This is a genomic window from Arcobacter rhizosphaerae (genome assembly GCF_049472155.1).
Taxonomy (GTDB): Bacteria; Campylobacterota; Campylobacteria; order Campylobacterales; family Arcobacteraceae; genus Arcobacter_B.
On the sequence record NZ_JBMOVW010000002.1, the window covers coordinates 125,682 to 147,728 of the forward strand.

Below are 22,047 nucleotides of genomic sequence, written 5' to 3' on the forward strand. Positions count from 1 at the left end.
TTTTATTAGATAAAAAGGTTATAAATGTTTGATAAACTATTAAAATTCTTTGTAAATAACTCAAGAGTAAACTATACTTTATTTATTTTAGTTTTTGCCATTGGAGTTTGGTCTTATAATAAAACTGCAAAAGAAATTTTTCCCAGCTTTGAACTTGATATGATTTCAATAAGAGGATCTTACGTAGGTGCTTCTGTTGATATTTTAGATAAAATGGCTGTTGCTGAAATTGAAGATAATCTTAAAAACCTTGATAGTGTTGATACTATGACTACAATAATATCACCAGGTCGTTTTTCTATTATTTTAGAATTAAAAAAAGGTAAAAATAAATACAACGAAGCTGATAAAATTAAAGATACTATCACATTAGTTAAATCCAACCTACCCTCTGATATGGATGAACCAAGTGTAAATGTACTTGAAAGAAGTCATTCTGTACTTGATATTTCACTTACTTCTTCAAAATATAGTACAGATGAGTTAAAACCTTTTGCAGATGAATTAAAAAGTAAAATTTTAAATATTGAAGGTGTTAATGATATTACAATTTATGGAGATTCTGATAAATACTTTGAAGTTTTATTAAATGATAAAAAAATCGAAGCTTTAGGCTTAAACAAAAATGAAATTTTTAATGCCATATCAACATTATCATATATTTTTCCAGTTGGAAAAATAGAAGATCCTAAAAAACATTATTATATATCGACTAACAATGGTGCAAAAAATGCAATTGATTTTGGAAATACTCTTATAAAAGTAAGTAATAAAAATATATATGTAAAAGATATAGCAACTATATCAAAAAAGTATGAAGACGCCTCTACTCTTTATTCATTTAATGGAAAAAATGCTTTATCTTTAGCTATAGAACAAAGTGAAAGTGCTGATGCACTAACTATTGTAAAAGAAATAAAAAAACTACTTCCAAATTTAGAGAAACAAAATTCAGATATAAATATCACTATTGCAGATGATAATAGTGAAAGAATAGCAGATAGATTAAATATTGTAGTATCTAATATTCTTTTAGGAATTATTCTTATTACTATTTTAGTGATGATTCTAATTAACTTTAGAATGTCAATTATTATAGCAATAGGTATTCCTACATCTTTTGTAATTGCAGCTATTTATATGTATTTTAGTGGTTATACAATTAATATGATATCTTTAGTAGGAGTTTTAATTGCTATTGGTATTGTAGTTGATGATGCTATTGTTGTAAGTGAAAATATACAACAACACATAGAAGAAGGACACCCTCCAAAACAAGCAGCTATTATGGGTGCTAGTGAAATGGTAAAACCTGTTACTATTGCTTCATTAACTACTCTATTTTCTTTTTTGCCTGTACTTATGATTAGTGGTACAATGGGTGAAGTTATGAAGTTAATTCCTATTGCACTTAGTGCTTTAGTTGTAGCTTCATTAATTGAATCTTTTATTTTCTTACCAATTCATGCCGCACATACTTTAAAAAATGGTGCAAAAGTTACTTCTTGGGAAAAAGCAAATAAGGTTTATAGTGCTATTATTCACTTTTTTATGAACTGGAAAAAAACTTTTTTAACTATATTTATCATAATGGTACCTCTTTTTACTTATTATGAATTTACTAGTTCGAAATTCCAATTATTTCCTAAATTTGATGCTTCGGATGTAAAAATAACACTTAAAGCTAACTCAAATACAAGTCTTGAAGAAGCATTTGAAATTGTTCAAAAAATTGAGCAAGAATTTATGAAAAAAGAAAAAGAGTTTTCAATAAAAAGTATAGATTCAGTTGCTGGATTTAGAAGAGATGTAGGAGGAAATACTGAGAATTTTCCTTATGTTATGTATATGACTATAGAGCTTAAAAAACCAAAACCTGCAAATATTTTAGATAAATATGTAACTCCAAATCTTAGCTTTTATTATGATGAAGAGGGTAGAGAAAGAACTGAAAAATCTAAACAAATAGCTAGTAAAATTAAAAAATTTATTGAAAAGAAAAAATTTAAAGAATACTACAACTTAGAAGAAATTTCTGTTTTAGAAAGAAAAGTAGGCCCTGTAAAATCAGATATAAAAATTGGTCTAGTTTCAAATAACAACCAAAAAATCATAAAAACAATTGAAAGTTTACATGAAGAAATAAATAACCTTGAAGGAATAAAATCAGTATCAAATTCTTTAAAATTTGGAATAGATGAAATAAAACTAAAAGTAAACAACTATGGAGAATCATTAGGACTTAGTGAATCTTTTATAGGTTCATACCTTTCAAACTTGTATTTACTAAAGAAAAAAGGTGTTTCTTTTGATGAAAAAGAAATGCTTGACATAAAAATAAAATCTAAAAATAAAGATGATTTTGAAAGTTTTAAAAACTCTCAAATACCTTTAAATGATGGAACTTATGTATTATTGCATGAAGTTGTAGAAATAAATACAATAAGGGCTTTTGAACAACTTATAAAAGATCAAGGTGAAAAAAACTTTTACATTTATGCAAATGTAGATCCAGATGTTATCACAGCAACAGAAGTGCTTGACAAAATACAACCTACACTAAATAAAATAGAAGAAAATGGTATCAGAGTAATACTAAAAGGTGAAGCAGAAAAGAAGAAAAACCTTAAAAATGATATGTTATTAGCAACTGCCTTAGCTTTAATCTTAATCATGCTTTCAATGCTTTATTTATTTAACTCATTTAGGGAAACTTTTATAGTTATGAGTATTATTCCTTTCTCAATTTTAGGAGTTTTATTAGGACATAAAATCATGGGATTAAATTTATCAATGCCATCTATGATTGGAGCTTTAGGCTTAGCAGGGGTTGTAATTAATGACGGTATTATTATGATGACATATCTTAAAAAAGCAAAAACTTTAGATGAAATTTTCCAAAGAGCAACAAAAAGATTTAGACCAATTATTATTACAACTATTACAACACTTATTGGAATGAGTTCTCTTATTTTCTTCCCAACAGGTCAAGCAGTAATTTTTCAACCCATAGCTATTGCTTTAGGTTTTGGTTTAGCTTGGGGAACAATATTAAATCTAATATATTTACCTGTACTTTATACAATCACTCATAAGCTAAGAAAAAACAAGAGTTAATTCTCTTGTTTTAAATCAATTATAAATTTTAAACCAGTAAGTTCTTTATTTCTATATTTAAACTGTGTGTTTTTAAAATCTATCTTAAAATTCATCTGTTTAGTAAGTATTTCTTGCACCATGTATAAACCAAGTCCTACACCTTGTGCTTTATGTTTTGTAGTAAAATATGGATCAAAGACTTTTTCCATTATAGAAGGGTCGATTCCTTTTCCAGAATCTTTTATGATTAATTTACAATCTTTAATACTAACATAGATTACTTTTATTTTATACTCTTTATTTCTATTTATTGAATCTATTGCATTTTCCAATATTTTTAATAAAGCTTGCTTAAATTCATTTTCATAAACTTTTATTTCATAATCTTCTTGTATTTCAAACTCAAGATTTATCTTATTCTCTTTTATAACTGAATCAATATATTCTAAAGTTTCTCCCACTAATTTACTAATTTTCACTTTCTCATAAGAGTCTTCCACCTCAAAAAAATCTCTAAATTTTTCAATTGTATTAGATAAATATTTGGCTTTATTTACAATCAAGACACAAGACTTATTAAGCTCCTCATCAGTTAATTTTCCTAGTTGTTTATATAGTTGAATTGAACTAGCAGAAGTTGTAATCACATTTAAAGGTTGTCTCCATTGATGTGCAATATTATTGAGCATTTGAGCGATTGAAGCCATTTTACTTTGTTGAAAAATAAGTTTATCTTTTTGCTTTGCTTCTTTTTGCAGTTTTATTTCATTGGTTATATCTGTTAATGTAACTATTATAAAACTGTCTACATTATTTTGAGATACATTTAACTTAAAATGTCTTAATTCATTTTTACTATTATACATAGCAGCCTTGAAAGAATTAGTAGGATTTGCCAAAACATATTCAGCCCAATTTAAACCATCATAGTCTTGTTCTAAAACATAAGAATCATCATTTTCAAAAGGAACAAATAATGTACATACACAAGTATATTTTTCTTTAAACTCTTTTAAGGTTTTTGACTCTGGAAAAAAGTTTAGTAACTGTTGATTTGAATCTATTATTTCTTCTCCATCAGTTATTACAATTATATTTAATTGGGAGTCTAATAAAAGTTGTGTTTTATTTTTTTGAGCCTTTATCTTTCTAACACTTCTTATTAAATTTTTATTTAATTTATTCATGTTTTTCATATAATTTCTATAAGAGTAAACAACTACTATAAAAATTAATACAATCAATAAAAATATAGCCAATAAAAATACTTGTTTTTTAAAATCACTTATTGTTTGTGTATCGATTGAAGATATGTCTTTAAATAAAAGAATATAACCTGCGTTATTTTCTATCTTCACTTTTGTAAATAAAAAATTTTCTAAAATTGTATAATTATCAACTTTTAATAACTCATCAATAATACTTTCAGATAAAATATTTAAAATTTTATCTAAGGCATCTACATTAGCTACATAATATGAACCTACAAACTTTTTAGAAAAAGGATAAATTATCTTATCTTTATATTTTTTATTTGCTATTACAATAGCTTTAAAACCATGAGAATCAATACTTTTTGATATTGAATTAAATTTAGTAATAGTTTCTAAATAAGCTATTGTCTTATCTTTGTAAACAATAGGAACTAAAGCTTTAAAACCTAATCCAAATTCATAAACTTCAATAAATTTAAGTATTTTATTTTCTTCTAAATTTATTTTTTTATTATTTATGGGATAATCATTTTCATTTTTTAACCAAGATTTATAAAGTGATTTTCCATCTAAATCAAATATATGTAACCACAAATTTTTATAATTAGTGTTTTCTTTCAACTGCAAAGACAAAAGTTCTAAATCTAAATTATCAAAAGTATTTTCTTTTACTGCATTTATTATATGAGTATCTCGTACAAGAGGAATTGATATTGCTGTATTTGCATTTTTTTTATTATTTATTAATGTCTTAGTACTTTTTTTAATATCACTTACAAGTGATTCATAAATTTCATTAGTTAAAGTTTGCTCTTTTTTTATAATATAAAAGCTTAGTAAAAGGATTGACACTACCAAAAAAATGGCAAAGGTCCACATAAATTTGTAAGTATCTTTTTTGTAGTTCATTTGTGTTCTTTTATTATATTTTATTATATTTTATAATAAAAGAACTTCTATTTATATAATTTTATATTATAAATGCAAAACTTTTTATAGCAGAAATACTTAACTCATAGGGTTCTACATCAACCTGTCTTAAGGAATACTTTACATTTAAAAGTAGTCTTTCCATTAAAGTTTCAAAAGTAAAATTAGAATGATTAAAAATTGATTCTTTTTTATTTTTTATATATTCAAGTTCTTTAATTATATTTAAATTATTACTATCTTTTTTCATAAGTTCTAATTGCCAGTTGTTCTGCCAAGTATTAAAAAGATACTCCCCTTTAAAATCTTTATCATGTCTAACTTTCCACCTTATAACTTGTAAATAAGTATAAAGCTCTTGCATATATTTTTTATTATATTGGCTAGCTATAAATTGATGTTTATTCTCTAAATCAAAGGCTTTGTAAATTAATTTGTACATTCCAAGTATTAAAAAATCATTTCTATTTTCTATATCATTTTGAGTAAAAGCATAGTATAAATACTCATTTGCAGTTTCTAATTTATAACCATCTTGAATTATATTTATATAGTCTTGATTTGAAGATATTTGTGTATATATATTTTTTGAAAGTTTTTGATTATAAGAGTATGGATTTCTTAAATCTAATTTTCTTTTATACTCTTTTAAATCTTTTAAAACTTCATTTCTATAAGTAGCTACTAAAGTTGCTGAGTTAGTTTGAATAACACTAGACAAAGAGGACTGATTTAAGCTACAGCCTTGAAAAAGAAAAATAAATAGTGTTAATAACCAAATTTTTAGTACTGTTTTAAATCTCATTTTCAAGCCCTTTTTATTAAAAGCTATTAAGAAATAGCTTTTAATTCATTTTCAATTTTTTCTAATTTTGTCTTTGCATCTTCTAATGCTTTTTTATTCTCTGCAACAACTGCCTCAGGAGCATTTGCTACAAATCTTTCATTTGATAACATTCCGTTTAGTTTATCAAATTCTTTTTGAGTTTTCTCTTTTTGTTTAGTTAATTTATCAATAATTGGACTCATATCAATTTCACTTGTTGGTAAATATACTTCTAAATTATCAGATACATCTGTAATTGAGTTTTCAACTTTTGCATTTACAAACTCAATCTCTTCAACTTTAGCAAGTTTTTCAATAAATGGTTTTGCTAAAGCAGTATCAATCTCTTTATCTAATTTTATATAAGCTTTAGCAATTTTTGAGTTACCCATATCAATAATAACTTTTGCTCTTCTTAATGCTGTAATTGCTTCTTCGATGATTTCAAACATAGCTTCTGTCTCTTCATCTTTTACAATATTTTTAGGGAATGAAGTAACCATTAAAGACTCTGCACCCTCTTCTAATGAAGTTCCTGATAACTTGTGATATAAGTAATCAGAGATAAATGGCATAAATGGAGATACTAATTTTAATGTCTCTTTAAAAATAGATCCAAGTTCTGAAATAGAGTCTTTTGAAGCTTTAGAATACTCAATACCCCAATCACAGAATTCAGTCCATACAAATTTATAAAGGATTGATGCAGCTTCATTAAATTTAAAGGCTTCTAATGCTTCTCTTACATCTTCAACTGCGTGAGCAAGTCTTGATTGCATATATTTACCAAGTGCTGTTTGAATCTCAATATCTTTTAAATCTTCAAATGTATCAACATTTAATGTTAAGAAATTAGAAGCATTATAAAGTTTATTTGTAAAGTTTCTAAATTGCTCTAAGTTTTTAGCACCAAGTTTAATATCTCTTCCTTGAACTGCAAGGTATGCTAATGTAAATCTAATAATATCAGCTGAATGTTCTTCAACCATATCAAGAGGATCAATTACATTACCTTTTGATTTAGACATTTTAGCACCGTACTCATCTCTTACAAGTGCGTGCATATAAATATCTTTAAATGGTAACTCACCTTGGAAGTGATCACCCATCATCATCATTCTAGCAACCCAGAAGAACATAATATCAAATCCAGTAATAAGTAAAGAGTTTGGATAGAAGTCTTTCATATCTTGCTCTAAATTATAAAGTTCAGGAAGTTTTCCATTATTTCCCCAACCAAGTGGTGACATAGCCCATAAAGCAGAAGAGAACCAAGTATCTAGTACATCAGGGTCTTGAGTATAGTGTTTATTTCCACATTTTGGACAAGCTTCTGGCTCATCTGCTTTATCAGCCCACTGATGATTACAAGAATCACAAGTAAATACAGGAATTCTATGTCCCCACCATAACTGTCTTGAAATACACCATGGTCTTAATTCATCCATCCAAGCAGTATATGAATTAATCCAGTGTTGTGGGTGGAAATTATTGTGTGCTTTTGTTTTCTCAATTGAAGATTGTGCAACTTTCTCACTTAAGAACCATTGTTGAGAAATAAATGGCTCAACAATATTTTTACATCTATAACAGTGACCTACTTGATGTACGTGGTCTTCAATTTTTACAATATACCCTGCATTTTCTAATGCTTTTACGATAACTGGTCTAGCTTCAAGTCTCTCTAATCCTTGGAATTCTCCACAGTATTCATTTAAAATACCAGCTTCATCAAAACATTTTATGAATTCTAAGTTGTGTCTTTTACCAACCTCGTAGTCATTTTGATCATGTGCAGGAGTAACTTTTACAACACCTGTTCCAAATTCCATGTCAACATGAGAATCTGTAATAACTTTGATTTTTCTATCAGTAAGTGGTAATAATACTTCTTTTCCAACAATATCAGTATATCTTTCATCATCTGGATGAACCATAATAGCAGTATCCCCAAAGTATGTTTCAGGTCTAGTAGTTGCTACTTGAAGCTCTCCTGAACCATCTGCAAACTTATAAATCATGTGATAAAATTTACCATTTACTTCTTCGTGCTCAACTTCAATATCAGATAATGCACCATCATGTGTACACCAGTTTACCATATAGTTGTTTTGAGTGATATGTCCATCATTGTAAAGAGATACAAATGCTTCTTTAACAGCCTCTTTAAGACCTTCATCCATTGTAAATCTCTCACGTTTCCAAGCAGGAGTAACACCAAGTTTTCTCATTTGGTGTACAATATTCCCACCAGAAGTTTCTTTTTGAAGCCAAGCTCTCTCTAAGAATTTTTCTCTACCAATCTCTTCTTTAGTAGTACCTTCAGCTAAAAGTTGTTTTTCAACAACATTTTGTGTAGCGATACCAGCATGGTCTGTTCCAGGTTGCCATAAAGTTTTAAACCCGTCCATTCTTTTATATCTAGTAATAATATCTTGTAATGTAAATGTAAGAGCATGACCAATATGTAATGAACCTGTTACATTTGGTGGTGGCATCATGATTGAGAAAGTTTTTTGTTTCCCATTTTCATCTAGTTCTTGTATATTTTTATTTCCATCGATTTCGAAGTAACCTCTATCTTCACAAATCTTATAATAGCTATCTTCAACTTTTGATGGTTCGTATTTGTTACTCATAAAACTTCCTATTTATAATGTTATGTTTTCTTTAAAATATGCGCGATTATAGCTAATTTTTCCTTATATTATATTTGAGGATCCCCTGCTATTTTTTCATCATCATCACCTTTTACTAAGCCTGCTTCTTTTAAAAATGGGCTTGCTACAAAAGTTAGTTTTTTTATTTTGTCATATTTTGCAAAAGATAAATAAAGTATGTCTTTTGCTCTGGTAACAGCTACATAGAAAAGTCGTCTCTCTTCTTCTATGCTTCCACCTTTACTCATAAGCTTTCTATTTGGAAACCTACCATCCATAAGGTCTATTACATAAACTTCTTTAAACTCTAAGCCTTTACTAGCATGAACAGATAGAAGGTTTACTCCATCTCCTTCACTCATTTCACTTCCACCTAAAATCATTGAATTTACAAATTTTGATAGGTCATTGAAGTTTCTAGATAGATTTTTTAAAAGCATGATTTTTCTATTTATTTTTGCTAAAGCTTTTGTTTTTTGTATTACATTTATTGTTCCATCTTTTTGAGTAGCTCTTTTTGTTGCTAATATCTCTTTTATTTTTGAATACATCATTGATGAAGAAATATTTGTAGTTAATGTTTCAGGATTTCGACTTCTTCTTAAATGCTTTAAAAGTAAATAAAAATCATATACATATTTAGCTCCATCAACAGAAAGTTTAGGATGTTTAAGTATTGGATTACCTAAAAAAGCTTCTTCAAAGCCACAGTCTTTAAACTTTGAAACTGATCCTAATTCAATAAAATCATCAAATAAACCTAACTGTATGTTTTTAACTTTATTTGATTCATAAGGATTTCGTATATCTTGATCAGGTGAAAATAAACCTTTAAATAAGTCTCCATGACCTAGTTTTATCAAAGCATCAAAAATATCTTTAGCAATTGCTTTTCCAATACCTTTCCCATGCTCAAGCACGTGAATAAAAGCCATCATATCATTATGTGAAAGTTGCATAACTAACATATCAAGAATAAACTTAATCTCAACAGAATCAAAAAAGGACATTCCACCTTTTCTCTTTGCAGGAATTGAAAACTCTCTTAAGTTAGCTTCAATACCATCTGCACTTGAATTATTTCTAAATATTATAGCTATTTCATTGTGAGGTGTATCTGTTTGAGAAATTAACTCTGAAATATAATGATATTGTGAAAAAAGCTCATTAAAAGCTAAAAGCCTTGGTTTATGGTTTGTTTGAGTTCTCATAACTTCAAGATTTTTTTCATAAATTCTTTCGTTGTGTTCTATTACTTTTGTTGCTAAATCAAGTATTGGTTTTGAAGATCGATAATTTTTTCTAAGTGTATATACTTTTGCTTTGTCATATCTACTTGAAAAAGTTGAAATAATACCAATATCAGAGCCATTAAAAGCATAAATACTTTGATCATAATCTCCTACACAAAAAAGAGATTTTGGTCTAAACCCATCTAAAAGTCTACCTTGTAGTGGGTTTGTATCTTGGTACTCATCAACTAAAATTTCTTTAAAATCAAATTCTTCTTCTTCTAAAGTTTCTAACATAATAGTTAGTAAATCATCAAAATTTGCGTAACCATATTTCTTTTTAAGGTCATTAAATTCTAAAACTACATCTTCATATATCATCACATAAAGTTCATGATCTGGGTTCTTATTTTTTACCCATTCCCCAAAGCCTTCACCCTCATTTGAGTTAAGATAAAGTGAATACATATCATAAAGGTATCCACCATCATAAGGATTTACTCCCTCTTCTCTTTCATAAAAAACTCTTTTTTCATAAAGAGATTTAAACAAAGTTTTTAATTCATTTGGTTGCTTTAAAGTTATATTTTTTTCTAACTCTTTTAATAGTTTATATGAAACAGAGTGAAAAGTTCCGGCCATAATTTGTTTGGCTACATCTTTACCAAAAAACTTACCCACACGCTGTACCATTTCAGCTGCTGCTTTGTTTGTAAAAGTTAATAAAAGTATTTCTTTAGGCTCTACACCATTATTAATAAGATTTGCTATTCTTCCAACAATTGTAGATGTTTTTCCAGTTCCTGCACTAGCAATAATAAGATTAAAACCTCTATCACAAGTTGCGGCTTCTAGTTGTTCTTCATTTAGATTTGATAATGGCATATTTTATATGTTTTTTTTAATAGGATTTGTCATTTGTGAATATTAGCATAAATTAATTAAGACTTATTGAAGAAGGAAGATTTTTAGAAAAAAAAAGAGGTGCCATTTCTGACACCTCTTTTACACAAGGAAACATAAAAAAAATTATTTATATTTAAGAAATCTATCTTAAAAATACTTACATAAATAAGTCGCTGCGTCAACCTATCTATGTTAAAATTATACAGACTCATGATTAACTAATTTATAATAAAAGATTAACCAAAAGTTAACTTAACTATTTAGATTAAAATAGTATCAATATATCAAAAACCCCATATAATCTCTCTTTTTTCACACTTCATAAAATTATTGAATATTATAAATAGTTTATTTCTGTGTCAAAAAAAGCACAAAATCGACACACTTAAAAATAAAATGTTCAACTGTGTCAATTTATTTATAGATTTAATACATTTTTTTATTCAAAAGGTACACATTTAAATTTAATAAATTGATTTTCTTTTAAAAATATTTCTGCTGACTTAGTTAGTATATTATCATGAGAAACTATAAAGTGATAAGAAACTTTTTTACCTTCTAAATTTTTATCTTTTAAATATAAGAAACAGTCTCCAACAAAAGCTCTCAAGTCTTTTTGATTAACTTTATAACTATTTGACATTTTCCAGTTTTTACACTGTACTAAAACTATAATATTATTCTTTTTTGCAATTAAATCTAAGCCTCCGTCATTAAAAGACTCTTTTATACCTCTAAGCTCAACTTTATATTCTGCACTTTTGTACTTATTTGATATAAACTCTTCATAATCATTTCCATACTTATTTCTTTTATTATGGTCTTTAATACTACAAGATAATTTGTCAGATGAAAATCTATGTTCAATTCCACCCTTAATTTTAAAAACACAATCATTCATAAAAAACTTAGGCAGAAAGTCTGGAGTAATATCTAATAGAGTATAAAATGAAATATATACATTTTTTAGATATTTAGAAGAATAAACCATTTCTACTATTCTTACTAATTCAAATTTATGTTCATAAAGATTAAAGTTTTTTGTTCCTAAAGTTGTTGTTAAATCTTCTCTTCTTCCATTGTCATCATTATATAAATATACTTCTATTGTTCCTATCATAAAAGATATTAACTTTTTAAGATGAGTTTCATTACAGGGACAATAGATTTTAATTATCTTAGTATCTAAGTATGGGAATGATTGTTTTATTAAATAATATTTGTTAAAATCCTTCATTATTAAAATATTACAGACTGTTTCTCCAAATTTTCTTCACAATATAGGTTTTAATTTTTCCTTTTTTAGTTTGTATAACCTGTACATCCATTGTTACATTTTCTACTTTTTTATTTTTTAACGCTTTATTCTTTAAGCTTGATATTAGTTTTTCAAAATTTGCATCTAATTTAATTTCTTTATCTAATTTAAAATTAATAGGTCTATCGATTTCAGGTATTTCTATTTTACCCGAATAATTTGTTGCACTAAAACTTACAATTACTCCAGTAATTGACCTTATATCTTCTAAAAGAACTTCTTCATTTAGATAATTAAATGTATCAATATTTAACTCAGAAGTAAAATCTATTTTATTGTCATTAATAAAACCTTTAATTATTGTATTATTGGCACTTTCTGTTTTATAAATAGGTCTATGCATATCTTTAATTGAATTAGTACATTTATCAATTACCATATCTAACTGATGTTGCTGTATTATTGGTATATTTTGAAATTTATTTTCAGAGTATAGTTTTCCTAATGTTTTATTATAATCTACATGAAAACCTAAACTCTCTGATACTATGTAATCATATGCAGAAAATACTAAATGACCTAATGCAGAATTTTGAGGAGCTATTAATCCTGCACCTATTGCACCACCTATACCTACAATTATTTTCATTTTCCAACTTCCTGATTCATGAGGAAGAGTATATATATAAGCATTCTTAAGAGATGTTGACCTTGTTATTATATTTTCATTTATTAATAAATGTGTTGTTATTGCTAGAGAACGATGAAATCCCATCATTGACCTAGAAACATCATATAAATCTATTTTATGTTCATTTGTGAGTGCCCCATTAAAGGATACTTCTAATGTTAAAACTTCACTCATTTTGCCTTTATCTCCATATTGATACTAAGCTTTATATTCATTATTTGTTATATAATACTTTTATTATATCATAATAACAAAAATATCAAAAGTATGAAAATGTATGAATTACAAAGTATAAACCAAAATATAACAAGTGATTTTTCACTATACATCACAAAAGTAATAAAAAAAGAAAAACTACATATATTAGGTCTAGCAGTAGAATATGCTGTTAGAAAAGAGTTACCTAATGTACCCTCATATTTTATTAACCCAATAGTTAGAAAAGTAAAAAAACAACTAGATATAGTTTCTAAAAGAAAAGTCATTCCATTTAAATCAGAAAATGAAGCACAATTATTTTTTGAAAAAGAATATGGTGAATACTTAGATTTAGCAAATAAAAATAAATTAGATAAAGAAGAAACAAATATAATTTATCAAGCATACGATTTATCTAAATATGATAAAAAAGTAATATATAATAAGGATGAGTATCTACTTAATACAAATCATATTTATTATAGTTTCAGAAAACATGGGAAAGCATATAATAGATGGATGAAAGAAAAAAAAGCTTTACCTCCTGAAGAAAACTTCAACATATCACATAATAGTCAAACAAGTGTAAATCTACAGTTAGGCTTTCTACGACAACAATATAAATCTTATAATCATAATCCTTATGCTTATAATTTAGAGAAGGAAGTAGAACAAAATTTAATTGCTGAATATGAAAAAGATAATTACATGATGGCAAGAGCAATAAGTTCTATGGTCTCAACAAAGTTCACAATTGACAAATTTAAAGATAATGATTACAAAACTGCTGTTAAATCATTTAAAAACATAAGACCATTTTTAAATAGTGATAGACCTATTGATAAAAAAGATATAGTAGATAGTTGGTTAACTTCAGTGGCATTACTTTATTTAAAAATTAATCCTCAAGGTATTAAAAAAACTACATTAGCAAAATATATTACTACATTAGCAAAATGTACAGACTTATATAAAGATTTTAAAGGGAAATATGTATTCTCTCCGGAAAAAATAAGAGAAATTCCTATTCGTGAATTCGCAATTTACAATAATCTAAGACTTCTTGAGTTTACAGATAAAAGAAGAAAGTTAACATTTGAAGAAAATACTACAAAAGAAACAGAAAAATATATGAAAAATATAATTCAATATATAAAAAAGTATAAACTTTAAGCAAAAGTTTAATTATCTAGACACATGTATCTACCTACTTTTTCTACTGACATAAATTAACAAAAATACTACCATAACAATACGAATTCGAGATAACAAAGAGCTCTTTGTAAATAAAATTACAAAGGATAAAAAAGTGTTAAAAATCAATGGAATACTACTTAATATAATCGACAAGAGCAAGTATAAAAATAAAGAAGGTCTAGAAATAGATACAAAAGCAAAAGTTCAAGTTCTAGTGGAAAATAAAAGAGCTAATGGCTCAATTGTAAAAGAACTTCATACTATCTCTATTCCTGATGGAAAAATACCTTTATACAAAGATAAAGTTAATAAAGAAGTTGAAATTCCAGTAGGAATAATCTCAGAAAGATATTCATTTTATGGTGTCTAAGAATAAGAAAAAAACACAGAGAGCCTTCTGTGTTTTTTCTTATTCGTGACAAAAAAATAAATTTATATTCGGGGTTTATAGTAATACCCCGTTCTATACGTCATAAAGAGGAAATGAATGAGTAAAGTAAAAAAAATATTTGGTATTGATTCACTTTATTACTTCTGTGAATCAAATGAAAATTATGATGATTTATATCTTGAAATATTAGACCAAGTAGAAGAAATAAAAGGTAAGTTTGAAAAAAAAGATGTTGAGTTTGAGAACAATGACATAATTATAAATATAAACGATACACCTTTAAACTTTTTAGGAAAAGCAGAAGGCTTTCATTGGTTTAAAGATATAAATGAGTTCTTTAAAATAGGTTTCAAAGATAGATATAAAAATAGAGGTTTAAATGATATTAGAGTGCAACTACAAGGTATAGGAATTTATACAATAGGTATTAAATCACTTGTTGAGTTTATTAATGTTCAACTTCTGAAAGATTATATAACTGGATTTAATCCAATTACAAGAGCAGATTTAAACTGTTTTATTCAATATGATTTTAGCTTTCTTACAAAAGAGATGTTTAGTACAAGAAAAAGACAATACTCAACAATTAGTGAAATTGGTAACGCTTCAAAAGTTCAAACTCTATATGTAGGGAAAGAGCCATTTAAACTAAGACTTTATAATAAAAAAGAAGAATTAAAAAAGTCAAAGAAAAAAGATTTGATGTTTGAATATTTTTTAAATAATGGCTTTGATATTGAAGATGAAATTTTTAATGTTGAGTTTGAGTTACATAGAGCATATTTAAAAACATTTAATATCTTTACTATTGAAGATTTATTTTCTAATGCAGTAAATCTATTTAAAGCTTCTATGGAAGATATAAGACTAATAGATATTAACTCTTTATCAAATAAAGCAATTGAACATAACAACAAACACAGAGCTAATACTTTAGCTATTTGGGAAGAAATAAAGAGTGAATATTACTTAGAAGATTTTTTACAAATACAATTACCACTAAGTAGAGTTAAAAGAACTATATCAATATATGATGATTATAAGTTCAAACTAGAGTATATAGCTTTAATTAGAAAAGCATTTATAAACAATTTAAATATTGATTCAAACTTTTTAGATGAGCTATACAAAGATGCAAAAGAGTCATTAAATAAAACTACAACAAATAAAGAGCTAAGGAAAAGATATACAGAAGTAGAGATTGTAAATAAAGATGGCTCAAAAGAGAATTTAAGACTATTAGAAGATGGAAATTTAATCAAACCTCTTAGAACTGAAACAGTATCTAAATTACAAGATTATGACTTACTTGTTTATCTAGACAAAACAAAAGAGAAGAAACATTTATCTTCAAGAGATAAGCATATTTACTATGTTGCTTTAAAAGAAGCTACAAAGAGAAATTTAGTATTAGATATATCAGCAGATGAAGCATTAAAAAGGAGTTAGTAATGGATTATAAGGCATTTGAAAACTTAGAACATATTCCAATTTTATTGACTTATTTAGAAGAGTTAAAAATAAAAATTGAAAGACTGGAAAAAGAATTAGTTCCTAAACTTGATTTAACTAAAAGAAGTGGAGTAAAAAAGTATCTAAATATTAGTGATAGTACTCTTTATCAAATGATGAGTGATGGAAGATTAAAACAAAATGTACATTATAAAAAAACTCTTAAAGGTAAACGTGTTAATATTGTATTTGAAAAAAGAGAGATTGTAAAATTTAAGGAAAACAAATGAATTTTTACAATCGAAATGGCATTCTATATGTCAGAATAAATAATAAAAGAGTATCTACAAAACTTAAAGATACTAAACAAAATAGAAAACTAGTTGAATCATATTCAAAATATGATGAGTTCTTAGAAAAATTTAATGTTAAAGAAGAAATTCCAACTATTTTAGAATTATGCGATGAAGTACTTCTTGAAAAAGAAGAGACTCTAAAAAGTACTTCATTAAAAGCATATTTAAGTCTTTATAAAAGTAGAATTCAACCCTACTTTAAAAATATTTTAGTAACAGACTTTAAGCCTAAACATGTTCATCAATGGTATAAAACCATAAATGATAAAAGAACTATAATCACTTGTGAAGCAATATTAAAACCAGCTTTTGAAAAAGCAATACTTTATGAGTACATAGATAGTAGTCCATTTATTATTAAAAGACCTAAATCTAATAGTGAATATAAGATTATGCCTTTTACACTTGATGAAATACATGCATTAATAAATAATGCTCCACCAAGAATACAAAATCTAATTGCAGTAGCTTTTTATTCAGGTATGAGAATAGGAGAAGTTATAGGATTAAAATGGAAAGATATAAATTTTAAAGAAAAAACTATAGACATAAAAAGAACAATTACATCAGGAATTGAACAGTTACCTAAAACTAAATATAGTTATAGAACAATTGATATGATTAACCAATGTGAAAAATATCTTTTATCACAAAAGATAATTACTGGACTAGGAGAGTATATTTTTTTAAGTTCTAATTTACAGCCATACTCATCTAGTTCATCTTTAACTTATAGTTGGAAAAAACTTCTGAAAAATCTAAATATTGAATATAGAAGTATCTATCAACTTAGACACTCTTTTGCAAGTAATATGCTTTCAAATGGAGAAAATGAACTTTGGGTATCTCAAATGATGGGTCATAAATCATCTGACATAACAAGAACTAAATATACTAAATATATAAAAGTTAATAGAACACAGAAAATTACATATTTAGATAAGATTAACACAAAATCGACACAGTGTTCCTAGAACACTGTATTAAAGGCTTAACTTATTAACCAAAAGTTAATATTTTAAATAACCTTACTATTTCTAACAATTACTTGTAAAAGTTTGTAATATGCGATTATCAAAATTACTACGATATAACAAAATAAATCAATATCGATACTTTTTTGTGCCATTACAAAGTGAATAGTAATTAAAACCAATGCCAAATAAACTAAAGTATGATACTTTCCATATTTTCTAAAAAGATTTTTAGTAGAAGTTATTGCCATAAATATCAAAATCAAAAACGCAATCACTCCAAGATAAATAAATGGCTTATCTAAAGTCTCCTCAAATATAAAATATATATCAAATTGTGCATCAAATATCACAAAATTAACCGTATGAACTAAAGCATAAAAAAATCCCCACAAACCAATTGCTCTTCTATATTTCATAAGATTTATTTTTCTTTTTATAAGTGAAATAGTAATTGAAAAAAACAGTATTACTGTTGCAGTTATTCCACTTATTGTATATATATATTTTATAGGATCATTTACTTCTACAATAAAAAGTTGAATTAGTAAATATAAAAAAGGTAAAACTAATATTGTGTGAATTGCTAATCGTTTCATCATATAAACTTTCTTAAATCCATTCCTTTATATAAATGTGCTACTTCTTTTTCATAGCCATTAAACATTAGAGTGTCTTGTTTAAAAAACTTACCAAGAACTCTTTCTCTTTTTTGAGACCATCTTGGATGATCTACATTTGGGTTTACATTTGCATAAAAACCATACTCTCTTGAGTTTTGTTCCTGCCAACTATTAAGAGGTTCATCTTTTACAAATGAAATTTTTACTATTGATTTTATTGATTTAAATCCATATTTCCATGGAACAATAAGTCTAATAGGAGCACCATTTTGATTAGGCATTTTTGAACCATAAAGTCCCACTGCCATTAAAGTCAAATCATTCATAGCCTCATCCATTCTAAGCCCTTCAACATAAGGGTATGTAATAGTTGAAAATATTCCTCTTGCTTGATCTGGAAACTGTTCTTCATCATGTAGAGTTTCAAACCTTACATATTTTGCACTAGAAAGAGGTTTTACTTTTTTGATTAAATCTTTTAATGTAAAACCTATCCAAGGTACAACCATAGACCAGCCTTCAACACATCTAAATCTATATATTCGCTCTTCTAAACTCATAGTTTTTATTAAATCGTCAAGATCAAGTGTTATTTCTTTTTCAACTAAACCATCAATATCAATTTTCCAATTTGAAGTATCAAAAGTTCTAGCTAAATCTTTTACTCTTGTTTTTGAAGTAGTAAATTCATAGAAATTATTATATGTTGTAATTTGTTCATAAGTATTTAATTTTAAATTATTTGGATTTGAGTCTTTTAAATAATCTAAATTTTTTACAGGAATATTATCTTTTGCTAGAGTTTCTAAAATAGCTCCACTAGCAACAAGACTTGCTGCACCTAACTTTAAAAAATTTCTTCTTTTATCAAATATTTCTTTAGGAGTTACTTCATTTTCATTTAGTTGCCAAGATGGCTTTTTAATAATATTCATAGGTATCCTTTACACGTTTTATAAAATAATTTTATTACTTTAGTGTAAAGGATATGTTTAGTTTTTAATAAGTTTTATAATTATGCGTTTTTAGCAGCTTCTAAAATCTCTGCATAGTTTGGTTCTTCTGTAATTTCTGGACAAATTTCTTTAAATGTAACCTCTCCTGAAGCATTAATTACAAATGCAGCTCTACAAGTAACACCAGCTAAAGCACCATCAGCAATTAAAACACCATAAGCATTAGCAAACTCTTTAGCTCTAAAATCAGAACCAACAGTTACGTTTTCAATTCCTTCTGTTGTACAGAATCTTCCCATTGCAAATGGTAAATCCATAGAAACTACAATAACTTCTGCATTTTCAATACTTGCAGCTTCTTCATTGAATTTTCTAGTTTCAGCAGCACATACAGGAGTATCTAAAGATGGAACTACTACTACAATTTGAGTTTTTCCAGTTTCTCCACCAACTTGTACATTTGATAAATCTTTTGCTACTACATTTACAACTGGTGCTTTATCACCAACATTTACTTCATTTCCAGCTAAATTTACAAGGTTACCTTTTAAATTAGTTGTTGCCATATTAGTCCTTTTGTTTAATTAATTTATTGCATTATAATAAAATAGGATAAAATTTGTCTTAATTAAGACCTATCAATTAAAAGGGTGTTACTAATTGACTCTTATTCCATTATCTTCTAATACTATTTTTTTTTCATTAAGTAGTTTTGTCAAAGTTGCTTTAAATGCTTTTTTACTCATTCCAAAAATATCTTTTATATCTTGGGCATCACTTTTATATGTAAAATTCATAAATCCATTGTTTTGCTTTAAAATATCTACAACTTTTTCATCATCAACTTTTTTACCTATTTTTTGTAAAGAAATATCAAGTTTACCATCATCTCTTACTTTTTTTATATAAGCTTTTTTTCTATCTCCAATTTTGATATTTTCAAATATTTCATTATGAAAAATCATTCCTTCGGTTTTATGATTTACTATAACTTTGAAACCTAAAGGAGTTTTTGAATAAATCAAAATATCAACCTCATCGTTTAATTCAAACTTTTTAATATTTTTTTCCAAAGTAAACTTTTCATTAGCAATAAGTCTATTTGTTTTTTCATCAAGTTGTAATTGAAGTACTTTATATCCACCAATTGTGTATGAACTTCTTTGTTTATTTTTAGGTACTAAAATATCTTTTGATAAACCAATATCAACAAAAGCCCCAAATCGTGTAGTATCCACAACTTCCAAAGATGCAAACTCATTTAAATATACATAAGGTTTTAATGTAGTAGCTACAAGTCTATCTTCACTATCTGTATAAATAAATACATCTACAAAAGTATCAACTTCCATAGATTTTTCTATATAAGCATTTGGAAGTAATACCTCTTCTTCATTTTTAGCTATTAAAAATAGTCCAAACTCTGTAACTCTATTAACTCTTAGTGTGTTAGTTTTCCCAACTTCTATTTTTTCATTCATTTATGGTAATTCCGTTCTTAAATTTTATTTAGATTATATCTAAATTTTTTCACTTATTTTCTAATTAACTTTACAACAGTTAAAATAACTACTGCTGAAATAATAATACTAGCTCCTGAACTAATATCATAATAGTAAGATATTCCTAATCCAATAATAGTGAAAAGTGTAGCTAAAGCTGAGCTGATTATCATCATTGATGAAAGTCTTGAAGCAAAACTTTCAGCTAAATATGTTGGAATTGTAAGTAATGCTATTACTAAAATCAATCCTACAGCCTTTATAGCAGCCACTACACAAAGTGATGCTAAAATCAAAATTAGTGTATAAAAAAACTTAGTGTTAATCCCTCGTAAAGAAGCAAATTCACTATCATAAGATACAGCTAATATTTGCTTATAAAAAATCATAACTATTGAAATAATAAAGATATCTAAAATACTCATATATAAAACATCACCACTTGATACAGCAATAATTGAACCAAATAAATAAGACATTAAATCCACATTATACCCAGGAGTAAGATCAACAAAAATAATTCCTAAAGCCATACCAAATGCCCACATTAAACCAATAATTGAATCTGCTCTATTTCTATTTTTTAGTGTAAGCATAGCAATAATTACAGCTGTAATTATCGCAAAAACTGTAGCTCCAAATAAAACAGGTATTCCTAAATAAATAGCTAGACCTATCCCACCATAAGAACTATGGGCTATTCCACCTGTTAAAAATGTAAGTCTATTTACAACAACTAAAGAACCTATAATACCAGAAGCTATTGAGATTAAAACTCCTGCAAATAAAGCATTTTGAATAAAATCATATTGTAAAGCTTCTAACATTTCATTGCCTTATGTAGTGTATATTCACAACAATCTTTTTTCTGACCTAAAGCAGATAATAACTCCACTTCACAAAGGTGTTCTTCTGTTGTATCTATATCATTTTTTATATTTTCTAAAGAGTGGTAAACCAAATTTTTATTTACATGAGCAACTTTTTTTGCGTAATTTAAAAGTACTGAGATATCATGACTTACTACAACTATACAAATATTTTTATTTAATTGTTTTAGTAATTCATAAATTTCATTTTGACCTTTTACATCAATACTTGCAGTTGGTTCATCAAGTAAAATCACTCTTGGATTTGAACAAAGAGCTCGTGCTATAAATACTCTTTGTCTTTGCCCTCCGCTTAAATCTCCAATTTTTCTATTTTCAAAACCCTTCATACCTACTTGCGCTAGTGAATGTTTTGCACACTCTATATCTTCTTTTGCATAACCAAATATTCTCTTTTTAGCTGTAATATGCCCCATTAAAACTACTTCTAAAGCAGTTATTGGAAAATCAATATTTAAGTTTGTATTTTGTGGGACATATCCTATTTCTTCATTTTTTACATGTTTTATTATTGAGCCAGTTTTTGTTTTTAATAAGCCTAAAATAAGCTTTAAAAGTGTTGATTTTCCACCACCATTTGGTCCAATAATTGCTAAAAAATCTTCACTGTTTATCTCTAGATTTACATCTTCTAATACTTTACTACTTTTAGTATATTCAAATGATAAATCTTTAATTTCTAATATTTTCAA

18 protein-coding genes are annotated in these 22,047 nt (G+C 26.4%); 6 read left to right on the forward strand and 12 right to left on the reverse strand.

From position 1 onward, the window contains the following. Positions 1 to 24 precede the first annotated feature (24 nt). Positions 25 to 3,117: an efflux RND transporter permease subunit gene (locus ACH5BH_RS03665; RefSeq protein ID WP_423297496.1), complete on the forward strand. Its 3,093-nt coding sequence runs from the start codon at positions 25 to 27 to the stop codon at positions 3,115 to 3,117. Here ACH5BH_RS03665 and ACH5BH_RS03670 read toward each other — a convergent pair. The 6 genes from ACH5BH_RS03670 to ACH5BH_RS03695 form a co-directional block, all read right to left on the reverse strand. After that, a complete protein-coding gene (locus ACH5BH_RS03670) occupies positions 3,114 to 5,222 on the reverse strand; it encodes a sensor histidine kinase (protein ID WP_423297497.1) in 2,109 nt (702 codons plus the stop codon). The genes ACH5BH_RS03665 and ACH5BH_RS03670 overlap by 4 nt on opposite strands. 61 nt (positions 5,223 to 5,283) lie before the next feature. Beyond that, entirely contained in the window at positions 5,284 to 6,048 is a 765-nt protein-coding gene (locus tag ACH5BH_RS03675) for a hypothetical protein (RefSeq protein ID WP_423297498.1), read from the reverse strand. Between the two features lie 26 nt (positions 6,049 to 6,074). Continuing rightward, the gene (locus ACH5BH_RS03680) at positions 6,075 to 8,708 is read right to left on the reverse strand and encodes a valine--tRNA ligase (RefSeq protein ID WP_423297499.1); all 2,634 of its coding nucleotides are present in this window, start codon (positions 8,706 to 8,708) and stop codon (positions 6,075 to 6,077) included. Between the two features lie 68 nt (positions 8,709 to 8,776). Beyond that, on the reverse strand, positions 8,777 to 10,846 hold the full coding sequence (locus tag ACH5BH_RS03685; RefSeq protein ID WP_404306499.1) for an ATP-dependent helicase: 2,070 nt from the start codon (positions 10,844 to 10,846) through the stop codon (positions 8,777 to 8,779). 460 nt (positions 10,847 to 11,306) lie between these two features. Continuing rightward, positions 11,307 to 11,987, reverse strand: coding sequence for a restriction endonuclease (locus ACH5BH_RS03690; protein ID WP_423297500.1), 681 nt, complete (start codon positions 11,985 to 11,987; stop codon positions 11,307 to 11,309). 127 nt (positions 11,988 to 12,114) lie between these two features. Continuing rightward, the gene (locus ACH5BH_RS03695) at positions 12,115 to 12,990 is read right to left on the reverse strand and encodes a DUF7946 domain-containing protein (protein ID WP_423297501.1); all 876 of its coding nucleotides are present in this window, start codon (positions 12,988 to 12,990) and stop codon (positions 12,115 to 12,117) included. A 99-nt stretch (positions 12,991 to 13,089) separates the two neighbouring features. On the opposite strand from ACH5BH_RS03695, the gene ACH5BH_RS03700 reads away from it, so the two are divergent. The 5 genes from ACH5BH_RS03700 (at position 13,090) to ACH5BH_RS03720 (ending at position 17,384) form a co-directional block, all read left to right on the forward strand. Beyond that, a complete protein-coding gene (locus tag ACH5BH_RS03700) occupies positions 13,090 to 14,187 on the forward strand; it encodes a hypothetical protein (protein WP_423297502.1) in 1,098 nt (365 codons plus the stop codon). Positions 14,188 to 14,323: 136 nt separating this feature from the next. Next, complete coding sequence (locus ACH5BH_RS03705; RefSeq protein ID WP_423297503.1) at positions 14,324 to 14,581, forward strand: hypothetical protein; 258 nt, start codon at positions 14,324 to 14,326, stop codon at positions 14,579 to 14,581. 117 nt (positions 14,582 to 14,698) lie between these two features. Further along, positions 14,699 to 16,051 carry a hypothetical protein gene (locus tag ACH5BH_RS03710; RefSeq protein WP_423297504.1) on the forward strand — a complete coding sequence of 451 codons (1,353 nt, stop codon included), beginning with the start codon at positions 14,699 to 14,701 and terminating at the stop codon, positions 16,049 to 16,051. A gap of 2 nt (positions 16,052 to 16,053) precedes the next feature. After that, positions 16,054 to 16,344: a hypothetical protein gene (locus tag ACH5BH_RS03715; RefSeq protein WP_423297505.1), complete on the forward strand. Its 291-nt coding sequence runs from the start codon at positions 16,054 to 16,056 to the stop codon at positions 16,342 to 16,344. Then, positions 16,341 to 17,384: a site-specific integrase gene (locus tag ACH5BH_RS03720; protein ID WP_423297506.1), complete on the forward strand. Its 1,044-nt coding sequence runs from the start codon at positions 16,341 to 16,343 to the stop codon at positions 17,382 to 17,384. Before ACH5BH_RS03715 ends, ACH5BH_RS03720 begins: the two co-directional genes overlap by 4 nt. A gap of 44 nt (positions 17,385 to 17,428) precedes the next feature. On the opposite strand, the gene ACH5BH_RS03725 is transcribed toward ACH5BH_RS03720, so the two are convergent. From ACH5BH_RS03725 to ACH5BH_RS03750, 6 genes are all read right to left on the reverse strand, one after another. Further along, entirely contained in the window at positions 17,429 to 17,983 is a 555-nt protein-coding gene (locus ACH5BH_RS03725) for a protein-methionine-sulfoxide reductase heme-binding subunit MsrQ (RefSeq protein ID WP_423297507.1), read from the reverse strand. After that, positions 17,983 to 18,942: a protein-methionine-sulfoxide reductase catalytic subunit MsrP gene (gene msrP / locus ACH5BH_RS03730; RefSeq protein ID WP_404306503.1), complete on the reverse strand. Its 960-nt coding sequence runs from the start codon at positions 18,940 to 18,942 to the stop codon at positions 17,983 to 17,985. Before msrP ends, ACH5BH_RS03725 begins: the two co-directional genes overlap by 1 nt. A gap of 80 nt (positions 18,943 to 19,022) precedes the next feature. Continuing rightward, positions 19,023 to 19,529 (reverse strand): thiol peroxidase Prx-SUH, encoded by a 507-nt coding sequence (gene prx-suh / locus ACH5BH_RS03735; RefSeq protein WP_404306505.1) that lies wholly within the window; start codon positions 19,527 to 19,529, stop codon positions 19,023 to 19,025. A 90-nt stretch (positions 19,530 to 19,619) separates the two neighbouring features. After that, complete coding sequence (locus tag ACH5BH_RS03740) at positions 19,620 to 20,444, reverse strand: CvfB family protein (protein WP_423297508.1); 825 nt, start codon at positions 20,442 to 20,444, stop codon at positions 19,620 to 19,622. 53 nt (positions 20,445 to 20,497) lie between these two features. Next, positions 20,498 to 21,292: a metal ABC transporter permease gene (locus ACH5BH_RS03745; protein ID WP_423297509.1), complete on the reverse strand. Its 795-nt coding sequence runs from the start codon at positions 21,290 to 21,292 to the stop codon at positions 20,498 to 20,500. Then, positions 21,286 to 22,047: a metal ABC transporter ATP-binding protein gene (locus ACH5BH_RS03750; protein ID WP_423297510.1), complete on the reverse strand. Its 762-nt coding sequence runs from the start codon at positions 22,045 to 22,047 to the stop codon at positions 21,286 to 21,288. Before ACH5BH_RS03750 ends, ACH5BH_RS03745 begins: the two co-directional genes overlap by 7 nt.